Raw genomic sequence first — 17278 nt, forward strand, 5'->3', positions numbered from 1 at the left:
AATTGCGCATTTTTGTCGCTATGAAATTTGGCGAGGAATTGCAAGCATGGTATCGACAGCATAAGCGAGATCTACCATGGCGAGAAACAAAAGATGCCTACAAAATATGGCTTTCTGAAATTATTCTGCAACAGACTCGTGTCGAACAAGGCTTGCCCTATTATGTACGTTTTGTCGAGCGATTTAAGAATGTTGTGGAATTTGCGAATGCAGAAGAAGATGATATTCTCCATCTTTGGCAAGGTCTGGGTTACTATTCTAGAGGACGGAATATGCATAAGGCCGCGCGAATAGTTCGCGATCGGTATCAGGGTGTTTTTCCGGTAGATTATCAAACATTAATAACGCTTCCTGGAATAGGAGAGTATACTGCTGCGGCGATATCCTCTTTTGCGAACGATGAAGCCCAGGCAGTATTGGATGGAAATGTGTTTCGTGTACTAGCGCGATACTATGGCATAGAAACACCTATCAATTCTACGGAAGGAAAGAAGATTTTTACAGCTATAGCCAAAGAAAATCTTGATCATAAACACCCGGCATTGTATAATCAGGCGATTATGGATTTTGGTGCTACCCATTGTAAGCCCAAGCTGCCTTTATGTGAATTCTGTATGTTTCGTCCTTCCTGTTATGCGTTATCTAAAGGCCAGGTAGATCAATTGCCCGTAAAGCTTAAAGCCAAGGCAAGCAAAAATAGATACTTTAATTATTTTATCTTGAAGGACAACGATCGGATACTGATGTCTAAACGCGGTGAAGGTGACGTTTGGCAGAATCTATATGAGTTTCCACTTTTGGAGTCTAATTACAGCTTGTCAATTCCGGATGTTGTTAGCGATGAGTGGTTTATTTCCTGTTTCGGTTCCGATGCAGAACTACATGTTTTACAGCAGCAGACAAAACATATCTTGAGTCATCAAAATATTTATGCGACATTTTTTGAGGTGCGGTTAAAAGGCGATCTAATTCAAAAAAAATCCAATTGGGATTATGTATTTCTAAAAGATTTAGATAAATTAGCTAAACACAAGTTGATCTTTACCTTTTTGGAAAGATCAAATTTTTAACCATTTATGCTTTTAAATTATGTCAGGAGTTAACAAAGTCATTTTAGTGGGACATCTTGGAAAAGATCCCGAAATTCGCTATTTAGAAGGCAATGTCTCTGTTGCCAGTTTTCCATTGGCAACATCAGAAACGTATAACAAAGACGGAAAAAGAGTAGAACAAACCGAATGGCACAATATTGTTATGTGGCGAGGTCTTGCTGACGTGGCTGTAAAATATCTAACAAAGGGGAAGTTAGTTTATATTGAAGGTCGACTGCGGACTCGTACTTATGAGGATAAGGAAGGTATTAGACGATATGCTACCGAGGTTGTCGCTGAAACCTTTACGCTTTTAGGCCGTAAATCGGATTTTGAGCCGAATGCAGGTGCAAGTGCTGGTAATACAGCAAACACGCAGGCGCAAAAAGTCGAAGATAAGGAAGTGGAGGTCGATTTTACGGAGAATGATCAGGAGGATAACCCATTACCATTTTAAGCTGAAGAATTTGAGATTATGTAAAAACTTTACATGTATAGTAAATATAGTAAAATCATCGAAAAACAAAAGAGCAGGCAACTAAGCCTGCTCTTTTGTTTTATTCGTGTTTTGGGGGGAAATTCTGATTGCCTTCTCCTAAGCGAGGACGCTGTTTCTGTTATGTGTTCTTTTATGATGCTCAGTCGAAGTTCAAAATTTCTTTTTAGCGGAAATTTTGGCTATGTTTGCTCTAATTATGTTGCAAGATAGAATTACGCAGTATACTGAAGAGATTAAGGCATTTGCGCCAACTTCTTCAGCCGATGTAGAAAATTTCAGATTGAAGTTTTTGGTTTCCAAAGGGATTGTGAAAAATCTTTTTGATGAATTCAAAACAGTTACGCCTGAAGAGAAACGTACTTTGGGGAAAGTGTTGAATGAATTTAAGCAGTTAGCAGAGAATACATTCAAAGAAGCACAAGAAAAGTTCGGGTCTGGTGAGAAGCAAAAATCCCAGGAATTTGCGAGTGATTTAACATTGCCTGGTCAAGGTTTTCAGCTGGGGTCTAGACATCCAATCTCTTTAGTTCGTAAAGAAATTGTTGAAATTTTCAAGAAATTAGGCTTTATTGTGTCAGAGGGACCGGAAATTGAAGATGACTGGCATAATTTTTCTGCGTTGAATTTTCCGCCGGAACATCCTGCGCGTGATATGCAAGATACTTTCTTTATCAAAAAACAGGAAGGTAATGACATTACATTGAGAACGCATACCTCTTCGGTTCAGGTGCGTTTAATGGAAGCCGGTAAACCACCGTTTCGTGCGATAATGCCTGGACGTGTTTATAGAAATGAAGCTATATCAGCCCGTGCACACTGTTTCTTTCATCAAGTAGAAGGTTTATATGTAGATGAGAATGTTTCTTTTGCCGATTTGAAACAAACTTTATATCATTTTGTTCAAGAGATGTATGGCGAAGGTACCAAAGTACGTTTCCGCCCATCCTATTTTCCTTTCACTGAACCTTCGGCAGAAATGGATATCTCCTGTACAATCTGTAAAGGGGCGGGGTGTAACTTGTGTAAGTACTCTGGCTGGGTAGAGATTTTAGGTTGCGGTATGGTCGATCCAAATGTGCTTGATAACTGTGGTATCGATAGTAAAAAATACTCAGGTTTTGCTTTTGGTATGGGAATAGAACGTATCACAAACCTTAAATATGTGATTAAAGACCTACGTCTTTTCTCAGAAAATGACACACGTTTCTTGTCTCAATTTGAGACTGAATTAATATAAATTAATCATTGTAAAGATTGTGGCATCACATTATTCTCTACGATAACTAGGCAAGAGAACAATGTGATGCTTTTTGGTCTTTAAGCTTTGTAGATGACTTTCAACATTCGTACGATCTAACGTATATGGAACCAGATTATATTATTGAATCCATAAAAAGAACAGCACGTGAGCTCTTTCGTCAAAATGGCTACCATAAAACCAGTGTAAACACATTGGCAAAAAAAGCTAGGATTGCGAAGGCGACGGTGTACAAGTATTTTGATAGTAAAGAGATGATCTTGCATGCCATTCTCATGGATTATCTTCGTGCGAGTCTGCAGGATATTTTGAAAACAACCAAATATGAAGATGATATGGCTTCGTTTTTGGCTTCAACAATTTTGCGGGTAAGCCGACTGACTTATACGGCTTGCAATGAATTGATCGGTTGGGAGTTTATCCGGGAATCTGCGAATGCACAAGAATATTTAAAAACGCTTTCTGAAGATTTGGAGTTTCTGCTCCTAAGCACATTCATTCAGAATGAAAAAATAAATGAAGCGATTAGCGAAGAAAAGCTGACCTTTTTGATCAAGTCCAGTAAAAGTATTGTGTTTTCTTTTGCTTTTACGGCCGTCTCAGATGCCGATGTGCGAAAAAACTTTATTTCGTTTCAGAAAGAGATCCTTCCTTATCTTGTTCAGGCAACAGTTCAGTAACATTATTATAACGCGCTCATCCCTTTCTAATTCACGACGTTATCTTTTTTTGCATGTTCACTTTTTTTATGATGCTCAGCAACGTTAATGGTATTGTCGGGTTGTCTTCGTATTATGTTCGTACCACCTTCGGAGATGAACAGTCTTGCAACTATTATTGACCAGACCCTGAACAGATAATTCCTGTTCAGCGTTTGGTCGGAATCTGATCAGCAACGGTACACGATCTGTATCGCATCCGAACAAGGTACGAACAATGTCCGAATCTGATCCCGGTATTCTATTCGTTCGAAACTTATCATACCTGTCAGGTACTCGTTTATGCCAGTGATAATCAATGGCTATAAATCATTTATGCAGATGAAAAATCGGTATAAATTTGTATTTTTGCACCCTATGAGTAGAAGAATTCCGCAAGAGAAAAAGTTCTTGAAAGATATTGCCATCATTGATATTGCCGAAGAGGGTAGAGGTGTTGGAAAAACCGAAGATTTGGTTTTGTTTGTAGAAAAAGCTGTTCCTGGTGATGTTGTTGACGTGGAGCTTATGCGCAAGAAAAAGAATTTTGCGGAGGCTCGGGTGACCAGTTTAAAAGAGGCTTCATCTTATCGTGTAGATCCGTTTTGTGAACATTTCGGAGTGTGTGGCGGATGTAAGTGGCAGCATATGACCTATGATGCTCAGCTAAAATTTAAGCAACAATCTGTCGATAATGCCCTTTCGCGTATTGGGAAAGTAGATACTTCGGCGATAGAAAGTATTTTAGGCTCTGCGCAAACAGAATATTACAGAAATAAATTAGAATATACTTTTTCAAACAAAAAATGGTTGACTTCTGTTGATGAAGATTCGTCCCAATTAGAAATGAATGCACTGGGTTTTCACGTGCCTGGACGTTTTGATAAGATTTTAGATATCGATCATTGTTTTTTGCAAGAAGATCCTTCAAATGAAGTTCGTAATAGTATCCGTGATTTTGCTCTTAGTCAAGGTATGACGTTCTACGATTTGCGTGAACACACAGGTGTATTGCGTAATTTGATTATCCGCATTTCTTCAACCGGGGAGATGATGGTGATCGTTGTGTTTGCATATCCGGAAGAAGGACAGGTTGAGTTGTTGATGGAATTTGTGAAAGAAAAGTTTCCTCAAGTCGCTTCCCTGTTATATATCGTAAACCAGAAACGCAATGATACAATCTTCGACCAGGATATTCATGTATATGCCGGTCGTGATTTTATCTATGAGGAGATGGAGGGATTGCGTTACAAAGTTGGGCCTAAGTCGTTCTATCAAACAAACTCTGCACAAGCGTATGAGCTGTATAAAATCACACGTGACTTTGCCGATTTAAAGGGGGATGAGTTGGTGTATGACTTGTATACAGGAGCGGGTACAATTGCAAACTTTGTCGCTAAGAGGGCGAGAGAAGTTGTTGGTGTAGAGTATGTTCCTACTGCCATTGAGGACGCTAAAGTCAATTCGTCGATCAATGATATTACGAATACAAAGTTCTACGCTGGAGATATGAAAGATGTGTTGACCCCTTCCTTCATAGCTGAACACGGAAAACCAGATGTGGTGATTACAGATCCACCACGTGCAGGAATGCACGCTGACGTTGTAGCTCGTTTGTTAGAAATGGAATCACCGCGTATTGTATATGTCAGTTGTAATGCTGCTACACAGGCACGCGATTTGGTGTTGTTGGGCGAAAAATATGAGGTGAAGCGGATCAAGCCAGTAGATATGTTTCCGCATACCCAACACGTTGAGAATGTGGTTTTATTGGAATTAAAGAAGTAATAGCATACAGTATGGAAGTAGAAGATTTATTTGCAGGATCTGCAAGAGAAGAAAATACACCGTCTACAGAGCAAAGTCCATTAAAAAGTCTGCAGGTAGATCTCGATTTTTATAGTGAATCAATCCGCGAAGTAGCGCTTGAGATTGTTGAAGAAGGTTATTCTGACTACCCAATTTTTGTCGCACATCAGCATGAAGTTTCTGTTGGCGAAGTGATATTAGATCGTAAGGAACTGGAGACGAAATGGAGCATAAACGCCTCGACACTGGAAGAGTTTGTAGAAATGGATATTATTCAAGAAGATCGTAAAGCGTCTTTTATTCAGAACTACAAGCCTGCGAAAGACTATATGTGTTTGTTTGTTGTAGTGACTGAAGGGGCTAATTTTGTTTTTTATCCATACAAGTGATAAACAAAGAATATTTAAACTTTTTTAACAGTACAAGTGTCAAACTATTACTACTTTTAGCAAAGTAGGTTAGGTGCAACAGGGAATTAATAAGATCGAAATAAATTATAAACTGTTCCTTACGGAAATGAATGTTTGGCCCAATGAAAATGGTGAGAATTACAATCGCACTGAAACCAATTGGGGTAATTGAAGAGAGATAATAGGATGAAAATAATACATATACATATATTAGGGCTTTTTTTGCTGTTATTCACCTATTTTGGAGCTACTGCGCAACAACAGCAGAAGGTTTCGGGAATGGTGCTGCAAAAGGGGAACGGTAATCGCATTGGAGATGCTGTGGTGCTTAATATGCGCACGCACAGATCAACGTTGAGTAACTCTTTTGGTGTTTTTACGATTGATGCATCGGTAGGAGATTCCCTGTCTTTTACCAAAGTCGGGTATTCACCTGTTAAAACCGTGCTGACCAACCTGAATGAGTTTTATGTGGAATTGCAAGAAGGGATACGATTGGAGACCGTCATCGTTGAGCGAAAAACGAAAGAGGCCGAATTAAATGATGCCATGAATAATTACGCTAAAAAGGGTGTTTATAATGGGGGTAAAAATAAGTTCGGAACCTATTTGGGTAGTCCTGCCACCGCTCTTTATAATCTTTTTGGAAGGGAAGCCAAAAATGCGAAACGCTTTGGGCGATTTATGGATAGGGAGAAGGAAGAGTTACAAGTTGATCGTATTTTCTCTCGTGAAGCTGTTAAAAATCTGACGAAGCTGGATAGTACAGAATTAGATGCTTTTATGATACGTTACCGTCCATCTTTTGATCTGGCTGAGCATTGGGGACAGTATGATTTAATGCATTACGTACAACAATCTATGGACGACTTTAATGCAAAGGGAAGGCCTAAAGGAGCTCTTTTACCTGATATTGAAGTAAAGACCCAAGAAAAATAAAAACATTTTGCTTTTGTTACTGTTAGCTGTTTGTACGAGTAGGAAAAGGTGATTTAAAATTATGTAGCGTATCGACGTCATTTTTGGAAGTTTTAACGGCCTTTTTCAGTGTTTTGTAACAAAAAAGTTGATAAAAATGTCTTTTGGCACTTTGTTTGATTTTAGTAGAACGGTATTTAATTTGAATATTAAAAGTCTTAGATAGCATACATATGAAAATGAATAGAAAATTAGCTGTATTAGGTTTGACAGTTGCAACCTCAGCTATGTTATTTGGAAGTTGTTCTACCATCCAAAATACAAATAATACGACTAAAGGTGGCGTAATCGGTGGTGTTGCTGGAGGTGCTTTAGGTGCATTGATCGGTGGCAAAGCTGGTAATACGGCTATCGGTACATTAGCAGGTGCTGCAATTGGTGGAGCTGCCGGTGTATTGATTGGTAAAAAAATGGATAAACAAGCTGCTGAGATTTCTAAAACTGTTGAAGGAGCTGAAGTTACGCAATCTGCGGAAGGTATCGTGGTTAAGTTTGATTCAGGTATTTTATTTGATTTCAATAAATCAGATTTGAAAGCGTCCGCTAAAGATAATATCGCAAATTTGGTAACAACCTTGAACAAAGAACAAGGTACTGAAATCTTAGTTATCGGACATACGGATAATGTAGGTACGTTGGCTGCGAATGAAAAAGTATCTTTAGACCGCGCAAATTCTGTACGTGCATTTGCGGTATCTAAAGGCTTAGCGTCTTCGCGTATTAGAACTGAAGGTAGAAACTTCTCTGAACCAATTGCAAGTAACGATACGGAAGCAGGACGTGCTCAAAATCGTCGTGTTGAAATCGTTATTGTTGCAGGTGATCAAATGAAGAAAGAAGCGAAACAACAAGCAGGTCAGTAAGCATTCTCAGGAATATTCTCCTGAAACAAATCTATTGATCTTGAATTATAAGAAAGCGTTGATTTAATCAACGCTTTTTTTGTGAAATACAGCGTGTCAGAATTTTATATAGTCCATTTGCTCCTAAAATTTGACAAAGGATAAACCATATTTCTGTCTGACAAACTGTCATTATATGGATTTAAATTTCTAACTTTGTAGTCTTTGAAATAACTAAGGGCATAAAATCAGATCAGCAAAAGATCGGTCATTGCATTGGTTATGTCATCGAAAATAATAAAAATTATATTCTATTGAATATCGAGCTATGCTAGATTTAACACATACCACTAAGGAACACGACGAATCTCGTCAGGGTGAGGCATTATTATTAGAAAAGGATCCGACGTTAAGTAATGGACGCAAACTGTATATTGAAAGTTACGGTTGCCAGATGAATTTTTCGGATAGTGAGATTGTTGCTTCTATTTTGTTGGATAAGGGATTTGAAACAACCAAGAATTATCAGGAAGCGGATGTGGTTTTTATTAATACCTGTTCAATCCGCGAAAATGCAGAACAGCGTGTGCGCAATCGTCTAAAGGAATTTGAAGCTGCTAAAGCAAAAAATCCTGGAATGATCGTTGGTGTGCTGGGGTGTATGGCGGAGCGTTTGAAATCGAAATTCTTAGAGGAAGAGAAGTTGGTTGATGTCGTTGTAGGGCCAGATGCTTATCGCGATCTACCAAATTTGATTGATAAGGTTGACGATGGAGCTAAAGCTGTAAACGTTTTGTTATCTAGAGAGGAAACGTATGCCGATATTAATCCAGTCCGTTTGAATTCAAATGGTGTAACAGCTTTTATTTCGATTATGCGTGGCTGCGACAACATGTGTTCTTTCTGTGTTGTTCCTTTTACACGTGGACGTGAACGTAGCCGTGATCCACAATCTATCGTGAAGGAGGCCCAAGATCTCTTTAATGCAGGTTATAAGGAGGTTACGTTGTTGGGACAAAATGTGGATTCCTACAAATATACTGCTCCAGTAGCTGAAGGGGAGGAACCGGGTGAAACTATAACATTTGCTCGTTTGCTTACGATGGTTGCTGAAATCAGCCCGCTTTTACGTATTCGCTTCTCTACTTCCCATCCAAAAGATATTACAGATGAAGTTTTATATGCAATAGCTTCGCATGAAAACATCTGTAATTATATTCACTTGCCAGTTCAATCTGGAAATTCCCGGGTATTGGAATTGATGAATCGTACCTATGACCGTGAATGGTATATGGAACGTGTGGATGCCATCCGCCGTATTATTCCTGAATGTGCTATTTCTACCGATGTTATTACAGGTTTCTGTACTGAAACAGAAGAGGAGCATCAGGAAACATTATCTATGATGGATTATGTCAAATACGATTTCGCCTATATGTTTGCTTACTCGGAAAGGCCAGGTACTTTGGCTGCAAAAAGATACGCAGATGATATTCCAGAGGATGTAAAAAAACGTCGTTTAACAGAAGTTATCAATAAACAGCGCGATCATAGCTTATATCGTTATCAACATTTTGTTGGCAAAGTATGTAAAGTGCTTGTCGAGGGATTTTCAAAAAGGTCTGAGTTCGATTTTTGCGGTCGTAATGATCAAAATGCATTGGTGGTATTTCCAATTGATCCTCGATTTAAACAAGGTGATTATGTGAATGTACTTATCGAGTCATGTACTTCTGCGACATTATTGGGAAAGATTGTTGATTAAGAAAACTTAGATTGTTTTATTTCCAACTGGAAATTTATGGATAACCAAGATATAAAGAATAGATTTGGAATTATCGGTAATTCGCCTTTGTTGAACCGTGCTATCGATATTGCACGACAAGTGGCTCCAACTGATATCTCCGTATTAATACAGGGTGAAAGTGGGAGTGGTAAAGAAGTTTTTTCGCATATTATCCATCAATTAAGCTCCCGTAAGCATGGCCCTTTTATTGCGGTCAATTGTGGAGCTATACCAGAGGGGACCATTGACTCCGAGTTGTTTGGTCACGAAAAAGGTTCTTTTACGGGTGCCCATGAAGCCAGGAAGGGATATTTTGAAGTTGTTGATGGTGGAACAATCTTTCTGGATGAAGTGGGTGAGTTGCCTTTGGGGACACAAGCGAGATTATTACGCGTATTGGAATCAGGGGAATATATACGGGTAGGGTCATCCAAGGTACAGAAGACAAATGTGCGGGTGGTTGCTGCGACAAATGTGAATGTGTTTGAAGCCGTACAAAAAGGTAAATTTCGTGAAGATCTTTATTATCGCTTAAATACTGTGCCCTTGCGTGTGCCGTCTTTACGTGAAAGACCTGAAGATATCAACTTATTATTTCGCAAGTTTATTGTGGACTTTTCTGAGAAATACCGTACACCTGGCGTTCAATTGACAGAAGATGCACAGAATATGCTACGCAACTATAGCTGGCCCGGAAACGTGCGTCAACTGAAAAATGTTGCGGAACAAATCGCTGTTTTGGAGAAAGAACGCATTGTTGATGCATATACACTTCAAAATTATCTACCCAATGAATCCCGAACGAGTTTGCCAGCGGTCGTTCCTTCAAATAATGGTGGAAAAGAGGATTTTTCAGAAAGAGATTTGCTGTATAAAGTCTTATTTGATATGAAGAAGGATATGGTTGATCTGAAAAAACTGGTGGTTGAATTAATTCAGAAAGGTGTCGATTCTAACACATTTGATCAAAATTCTCCCTACATTAATCAATTGTATCAGGAGATTGAACCACAATTGAAAGCAGATCCAGAAAATTATAATACAACCCCAACGCTAACGATACATTCTCCGGCAAATCCGACCAATGTATTAAAAAATCCTGTTGCACAGGATGAATATCTTCAGGATGCTCAAGAAGTTGAGGAATCTTTATCGCTTGTCGATAAAGAGTCTGATCTGATCAAGAAAGCACTGAAAAAGCACCGTGGTAAACGTAAAGCTGCTGCGCAGGAGTTGGGAATTTCTGAAAGAACTTTGTACAGAAAAATTAAAGACTTAAATTTAGATTAAGGTTTACAGATGTTGTCAAGAAAAATTTTATATGCTTTTCTCACCACAATCTTTTTGTTTGTAATGAATAGTTGTGGGGTAAAATATGGATTTACTGGTGGATCCATTCCTGAGGGAATGAAAACAGTCAATATTCAATATTTCGAAAATATAGCTCCTTTGGTTTATCCGACGTTAAGTCAGAATTTTACGGAGGCACTGAAAGAGCGTATCCGTAACCAATCTCGATTGAGTCAGGTGAATCAAGACGGTGATGCTACCTTTGAAGGATTTATTACAGAGTATTCGATAAGTCCGGCAGCTGTTGAAGCCGGGACAGATCGTGCAGCTATGAATAGATTGACTATTACAATCAAGGTTGCCTATCATAATAAAATTAATCCGAAGGATGATTTTGAACAGCCTTTTACGCGATTTAAAGAGTTTGCAGGAAATCTTCAAAGTGCACAAGAAGAGACCTTGGGTAAAGAAATTATTCAAATGTTAACTGAGGATATATACAATAAAGCGTTTGCTAATTGGTAATTCTATTTCCAAGATGAATCTTAATATATCATTATCCAATAACGAGCTTTTTTTTCAAGCAATCAATCATCCGGACACTGTGGCGGAAGATGTTGTTTTAGCATTGATTGAGAAATATCCGTACGCCCAAAGCCTGCGATTTGTTTATGAACGTAAAGTTTTTGGCAAGCATAGTTCAGTTCAGAATTTATCGTCTACTCTGCTCTATGCATCTTCTCCGAGTTGGTTGTATGAATTTATGCATTGTAAATCGGCGGCAGAGCCTGATGCAATAATGCCTTCAGATGAATTTCTAGTGGATGGAGCACTTCGCGACGATGATGGGATTGTCGAAATTGAAGCTGAAAGCGAAATTGTTGCTGAACCAGTTTTATCCAAGGTGGAAGTTGATGAATTGGATCGTTTGATTCAAGCGGGGGTTGCAAAAGATTATTTTCGGTCAAGCGATCAGCAGCAAGAAATTATTGCCGATTCAGAGGAGTCTGCACTAGTAGCACCTGTTCTATCGGAATCTGTTGCCGAAATAATGGATGATGGTCAAGAACGTGTTTCGGTCTATGATGATGATACCATGCCATACAGTTTCTTATGGTGGTTGCATAAGACGAGATTAGAATATGCTGATACCTATCAGCCCTATGTTAAATCCCCATTAGGGCCAATGAAGCCCTCCAATGACGATATTGCTAAAATTCATGAGAAACTAGAAACTCAGCTACTCGATCAACAGATCCGGGAGAATATTTTTCATTTACAATCGCCTGAAGCAAAGTTGAGTGATGAGGTTAAAACGACAATCTCTTTTCAAATACCGCGTAAAACTGATGAGGTGATCGAAAAGTTTATTCGTGAGGAGCCTATGATTCAGCCTTTACAAGCGGAAAAATTAGACTTGGAGAATAAAGCTAGGAAAAGTTCGGAAGATCAACATACACTTGTTACCGAAACGCTCGCAAAGATCTATGTGGAACAAGGCTTATATCCAAAAGCAATAGAGGTTTACAAAAAATTAGTTTTGAAATATCCAGAAAAAAATGCTTACTTTGCGGCACGCATAACAGAATTAGAAAAGAAATTAAATTAATAACATAAAGAGATGCAAGGATTATTAATCGGTCTAATCATATTAGCTAGTATTATTTTAGCGTTTTTGGTTTTAATCCAAAATCCAAAAGGAGGTGGTTTGTCATCTGGTTTTTCAGGTGGAACAAATCTTATGGGAGTAAAACGTACAGGTGACTTTTTGGAAAAAGGTACTTGGATCATGGTTATTGCCATTATGGTATTTAGCTTAGGTGTAAATATTATTGGCACATCACCAAGTACATCTAAAGGTGGATTGGGCGGTCAAATTGAAGCGCCTAAACAACAAGGTCCATTGAATTTGGGTACTGGACAACAACCTACTGGTACTCCTGCGGGACAAGGGCAAGCTGCTCCGGCTCAATCGCAAGAAAAGGCCCCAGTGACTACACCGGCAACAAAACCAGCAGAAGAAGCTAAGAAATAGTTATCAATAAAGAATTATGAGCCCCGTTTGTTTCACAGACGGGGCTTTTTTATGTTGTGTATTTTGTCTAACGCCGACCTGTACCGTTAAATTTATCTGGATGTCGGTCGACGGAAGTAAGACTGGCAGGCCAGGAATGACAGTGTGACAGCAAAATGAATTTTTGTCGATGGGGATATTAACTTTTCTGTGAAAAATTGTCTTATAAGCTGCTTTATTTACAATTGGCATAAAAGATGATGGGTTTATAACGATTATAACATAAAAATAAATTCAATAACAGATAAAAAGTAAATTAATTATGGCATTAAGTATCAAACCTATCGGAGACAGAGTAGTAGTAGAAGCTGCTCCAGCAGAAGAAAAAACAGCTTCAGGGTTGTATATCCCCGATACAGCAAAAGAAAAACCATCTCAAGGTACAGTAGTTGCTGTAGGTACAGGTAAAGTTGACGAACCGTTAACTGTGAAAGTTGGTGACAAAGTATTATACGGAAAATACGCAGGTACTGAAATTACTTACGAAGGAAAAGAGTACTTAATTATGCGTGAGTCTGATATTTACGCGGTTATCTAATTAATAAGAAGAGATTATTTAAAAAGAGCTTACTGGCTCAATTAAGAATTCAATAGGTTATTTTAATGAAGCTTTAAAATTAGACGGATTAAAGATAGAATTTATTTGCAGTTCAATACTAACGTCTGATTATGCTTCTTGGAAATACTAAATACTCATAAAAAAATGGCAAAACAAGTAAAATATAACGTTGAGGCTCGCGAGGCCCTTAAAAAAGGTGTAGATACTTTAGCGAATGCAGTTAAAGTAACATTAGGTCCTAAAGGACGTAACGTAATTATTGAGAAAAAATTTGGTGCTCCAGTAATTACTAAAGATGGTGTTTCGGTAGCGAAAGAAATCGAATTGAAAGACGCTTTAGAAAATATGGGTGCACAAATGGTAAAAGAAGTAGCTTCCAAAACGGCTGATCAAGCTGGTGATGGTACTACAACTGCTACTGTATTAGCACAAGCAATCGTTGCTCCAGGTATCAAATCTGTTGCGGCTGGAGCTAATCCAATGGATCTAAAACGTGGTATTGACAAAGCTGTTGCAACTGTTGTTGCTAACTTGAAATCTCAATCTCAAGAAGTTGGTCAAGACAATAATAAAATTAAACAAGTTGCTACTATTTCAGCGAACAATGACGAAGTAATTGGTGCTTTGATCGCTCAAGCAATGGAAAAAGTAGGTAACGACGGTGTTATCACTGTTGAAGAGGCAAAAGGTACTGAAACAGAAGTAAAAACTGTGGAAGGTATGCAATTTGACCGTGGTTATTTATCGCCATATTTTGTGACAAATTCTGACAAAATGGAAGCGGAACTAGATAACCCATACATCTTGATCTACGACAAGAAAATCAGTAACATGAAAGAATTGTTGCCTATCTTGGAGAAACAAGTTCAAACTGGTAAACCATTATTGATCATTGCTGAAGACTTAGATGGTGAGGCACTTGCAACATTAGTTGTTAATAAAATCCGTGGTTCGTTGAAAGTTGCAGCTGTTAAAGCTCCAGGTTTCGGTGACCGTCGTAAAGCAATGTTAGAAGATATCGCTATCTTAACTGGTGGTACTGTTATCTCTGAAGAAAGAGGTTTCAAATTAGAGAATGCTGAGTTATCTTACTTGGGTCAAGCTGAAAAAGTTCAAGTTGACAAAGATAACACAACTATTATCAATGGTTCTGGTAATGTAGAGGATATCAAAGCACGCGTTGCTCAAATCCGTTCACAAATCGAAACAACAACTTCTGATTACGATCGTGAAAAACTACAAGAACGTCTGGCAAAATTGTCAGGTGGTGTAGCTGTGTTATATGTAGGTGCGACTACTGAGGTTGAAATGAAAGAGAAAAAAGACCGTGTTGATGATGCTTTACATGCAACTCGTGCAGCTGTTGAAGAAGGTATTATCGCTGGTGGTGGTGTTGCATTCATTCGCTCAACTGAAGCCTTGGTAAACCTTAAAGGTGACAACGAAGATGAGCAAATCGGTATTGACATCATTAAACGCGCTATCGAAGAGCCATTACGTCAGATCTGTAATAACGCTGGTATTGAAGGTGCAGTAATCGTTCAAAAAGTGAAAGAAGGAACTGCAGATTTCGGTTACAACGCACGTACAGACCGTTACGAGAACTTAATCGCTGCTGGTGTAATTGATCCAACTAAAGTATCTCGTGTAGCATTGGAAAATGCAGCTTCAGTTGCTTCAATGTTATTGACTACCGAGTGTGTCTTAGCTGACGAAGCTGAAGAAAACCCTGTAGGTGCTGGTGCTCCTCCAATGGGTGGCGGTATGGGTGGAATGATGTAAGATTCATCCTTATAAAAAAAACCTGTTATCTTAGATAACAGGTTTTTTTATGCCTTGTACTTAATGACGCCTTCTGTATTTCTCGTAATAATGATCGTATTCTCGAGGTGAATAATTACGTTTAGTACCCCATTCCTGCAGCTCGTCATTAAAAAAATGTAACCAATATTGACGAAATCCTGAGGCTGAATCTACTGGATTTTCAAGTTGAGGAGTATTATATTCGTATATTTCTAAGATGCCTTCCTGATACTTCTTAGCAGCCACAATAGCGTCTGGTTTTCCAAGTTTTTGAATAACTTGTGCTTTGGTCATACCAACTTGTATCTTTGTAAGATCAGGCCCTTGAAGTATTTTGCAGTTTGAAAATAAAATCAACGTAAATATGGTCGCTAATGTTGCTCTGAAAATCCTGTTGTAGTTCCTTTGAATCATAATATGTTGTTTCTTGTAAGATAGGGATTGCATCAAATAGTTTAATCATTTTTAATCTAATAACCTTTCGCTGTATCGTCTCCACGTGGGTCGGCTCCTGTCTGTAATTTACCATTTGGTAATACAAGTATATTCTCCACACGGCCGATTGCCCCTCTCGGATTTATCGTATAGCCATCTTTTGTCAATTGGCCACGTAAATTGGAATTGATAGCGTTATTTTCGACATCAATGCGATCAGGAAGCCATTGATGATGAAATCTTGGCAGGCTCACAGCAGATTGTGCATTTTGTCGGAAGTCAATAACGTTGAGGATAGTCTGAAAAACAGAGGTAATGATGGTTGATCCCCCCGGGGTTCCCACAACCATGAATAGTTTGCCATCTTTTTCTACAATAGTGGGTGTCATTGAGCTGAGCATTCTTTTGCCGGGCTGAATCTCGTTCGCTTTTTCCCCTGTAAGCCCATACATGTTTGGGACACCGGTCTTCACAGAGAAATCATCCATTTCATTGTTTAGGAGAAAACCTGCGCCGGCCACAAATACTCCCGAGCCATAAGAATCATTGAGTGTTGTTGTAATGGATACTGCATTCCCTTGCTCGTCTACGATATTGAAATGTGTCGTTTGTTCACTTTCATAGCCAGGAATGACATCTGCATTGACATCTTTGCTTAATGTCGCTTTACGGAAATTGAATGAATTGAGTTTATGTGCATTTGAGCTGGAGTCAATAAGCTGTTGGACGGGTACCCTAATAAAATCAGGATCTCCTAAATATTTGGCCCGATTGGCATATACATAGCGTTCAGCTTCGACCATGACACGAATGGTTGAATCGGTTTGAAAGCCCCAGCGTTGAAGTGGAAACTGTTCGACTGATTTGAGCAAGGCCAAAAGAGATGTTCCCCCACTCGAAGGCGGCGGCATGGAAATAACTTTGTGCCCCCTGTAATTTGTGGAAATTGGGGTACGCCAAATTGCCTGATAATCCAGTAAATCTTGATGATTGATAATGCCTTTCCCTTTGTCCATTTCGGCAACAATTAAGTCGGCCGTTTTACCTTTATAGAAGCCGTCTCGCCCTTCTATTGCGATTCTTTCCAGCGTTTTCGCGAGTTCCTCCTGGATAAATGGGTCAGCTGTTTTCCAAGCTGTGGTTTTGATAATTGCAGCACCAGAGGGATTCAGCTTGACAAAACGATCTTTATGGCTTTCAAACTCATTGGCTTGTCGTTGACTGATTTTAAAACCTGTTCTGGCGAGCTGTATTGCTGGGAGTACGAGATCTTTCCATTGCAACTTGCCATACTTTCTGTGTGCTTCCCACATACCGGCAACAGACCCAGGGATGCCTGAGGCCAATTGACTGTAAAGACTCAACTCAGGAATAACATTACCTTGGGCATCGAGATACATATCCCGGGATGCTTTTTGAGGAGCTTTCTCACGAAAATCTAGGGCATCTAAATTACCCCGATGATCGCGATAGAGCATAAAGCCGCCGCCGCCAATATTTCCTGCATTTGGATAAACAACTGCCAAAGCAAATTGCACGGCAACTGCAGCATCTATTGCATTTCCACCTTGTTTTAAAATCTTTACGCCGACTTCTGAAGCCAAAGGATACGCTGTGACTACGGCAGCCTTATTAAAAGTACTGGCCTGCTCGACCTTAGAATTTAGCTGTTGTTTTGTCGCACAAGAGGCAAGGCATATGCTCGCTATGAGCGAATAGGTTATGAATTTATACATCGTATTCGAT

17 protein-coding genes are annotated in these 17278 nt (G+C 39.0%); 15 read left to right on the plus strand and 2 right to left on the minus strand.

Annotated features, from left to right (window positions below):
• Nucleotides 1-20: 20 nt before the first annotated feature.
• From mutY to groL, 15 genes are all read left to right on the plus strand, one after another.
• Nucleotides 21-1070 (plus strand): A/G-specific adenine glycosylase, encoded by a 1050-nt coding sequence (mutY, locus tag BV902_RS03555; protein ID WP_075990810.1) that lies wholly within the window; start codon nt 21-23, stop codon nt 1068-1070.
• A gap of 19 nt (nt 1071-1089) precedes the next feature.
• A complete protein-coding gene (locus tag BV902_RS03560) occupies nt 1090-1548 on the plus strand; it encodes a single-stranded DNA-binding protein (protein ID WP_075990811.1) in 459 nt (152 codons plus the stop codon).
• A 238-nt stretch (nt 1549-1786) separates the two neighbouring features.
• Nucleotides 1787-2827, plus strand: coding sequence for a phenylalanine--tRNA ligase subunit alpha (gene pheS / locus BV902_RS03565; protein ID WP_075990812.1), 1041 nt, complete (start codon nt 1787-1789; stop codon nt 2825-2827).
• Between the two features lie 125 nt (nt 2828-2952).
• Nucleotides 2953-3528 carry a TetR/AcrR family transcriptional regulator gene (locus BV902_RS03570; RefSeq protein ID WP_075990813.1) on the plus strand — a complete coding sequence of 192 codons (576 nt, stop codon included), beginning with the start codon at nt 2953-2955 and terminating at the stop codon, nt 3526-3528.
• Between the two features lie 396 nt (nt 3529-3924).
• Nucleotides 3925-5334 (plus strand): 23S rRNA (uracil(1939)-C(5))-methyltransferase RlmD, encoded by a 1410-nt coding sequence (rlmD, locus tag BV902_RS03575; RefSeq protein WP_075994610.1) that lies wholly within the window; start codon nt 3925-3927, stop codon nt 5332-5334.
• A gap of 11 nt (nt 5335-5345) precedes the next feature.
• Nucleotides 5346-5744, plus strand: a complete 399-nt coding sequence (locus tag BV902_RS03580; RefSeq protein ID WP_075990814.1) for a hypothetical protein — start codon at nt 5346-5348, stop codon at nt 5742-5744.
• Between the two features lie 207 nt (nt 5745-5951).
• On the plus strand, nt 5952-6704 hold the full coding sequence (locus BV902_RS03585; RefSeq protein WP_075990815.1) for a hypothetical protein: 753 nt from the start codon (nt 5952-5954) through the stop codon (nt 6702-6704).
• Between the two features lie 218 nt (nt 6705-6922).
• On the plus strand, nt 6923-7606 hold the full coding sequence (locus BV902_RS03590; protein ID WP_349681403.1) for an OmpA family protein: 684 nt from the start codon (nt 6923-6925) through the stop codon (nt 7604-7606).
• A gap of 307 nt (nt 7607-7913) precedes the next feature.
• A complete protein-coding gene (gene miaB / locus BV902_RS03595) occupies nt 7914-9350 on the plus strand; it encodes a tRNA (N6-isopentenyl adenosine(37)-C2)-methylthiotransferase MiaB (RefSeq protein ID WP_075990816.1) in 1437 nt (478 codons plus the stop codon).
• A 36-nt stretch (nt 9351-9386) separates the two neighbouring features.
• A complete protein-coding gene (locus tag BV902_RS03600) occupies nt 9387-10661 on the plus strand; it encodes a sigma-54 interaction domain-containing protein (RefSeq protein WP_075990817.1) in 1275 nt (424 codons plus the stop codon).
• Between the two features lie 9 nt (nt 10662-10670).
• Entirely contained in the window at nt 10671-11186 is a 516-nt protein-coding gene (locus BV902_RS03605) for an LptE family protein (protein ID WP_075990818.1), read from the plus strand.
• A 13-nt stretch (nt 11187-11199) separates the two neighbouring features.
• Complete coding sequence (locus BV902_RS03610) at nt 11200-12270, plus strand: hypothetical protein (RefSeq protein ID WP_075990819.1); 1071 nt, start codon at nt 11200-11202, stop codon at nt 12268-12270.
• 12 nt (nt 12271-12282) lie between these two features.
• A complete protein-coding gene (gene secG / locus BV902_RS03615; RefSeq protein ID WP_075990820.1) occupies nt 12283-12696 on the plus strand; it encodes a preprotein translocase subunit SecG in 414 nt (137 codons plus the stop codon).
• 301 nt (nt 12697-12997) lie between these two features.
• Entirely contained in the window at nt 12998-13273 is a 276-nt protein-coding gene (locus BV902_RS03625) for a co-chaperone GroES (protein ID WP_028070710.1), read from the plus strand.
• A gap of 165 nt (nt 13274-13438) precedes the next feature.
• Nucleotides 13439-15076, plus strand: a complete 1638-nt coding sequence (groL, locus tag BV902_RS03630) for a chaperonin GroEL (protein ID WP_070561631.1) — start codon at nt 13439-13441, stop codon at nt 15074-15076.
• Nucleotides 15077-15136: 60 nt separating this feature from the next.
• On the opposite strand, the gene BV902_RS03635 is transcribed toward groL, so the two are convergent.
• The gene (locus BV902_RS03635) at nt 15137-15511 is read right to left on the minus strand and encodes a hypothetical protein (protein WP_075990822.1); all 375 of its coding nucleotides are present in this window, start codon (nt 15509-15511) and stop codon (nt 15137-15139) included.
• Nucleotides 15512-15567: 56 nt separating this feature from the next.
• Nucleotides 15568-17268, minus strand: a complete 1701-nt coding sequence (gene ggt / locus BV902_RS03640) for a gamma-glutamyltransferase (RefSeq protein WP_075990823.1) — start codon at nt 17266-17268, stop codon at nt 15568-15570.
• Nucleotides 17269-17278 lie beyond the last annotated feature (10 nt).

The organism is Sphingobacterium sp. B29 (assembly GCF_001952815.1).
In the GTDB taxonomy this organism is placed as follows: domain Bacteria; phylum Bacteroidota; class Bacteroidia; order Sphingobacteriales; family Sphingobacteriaceae; genus Sphingobacterium; species Sphingobacterium siyangense.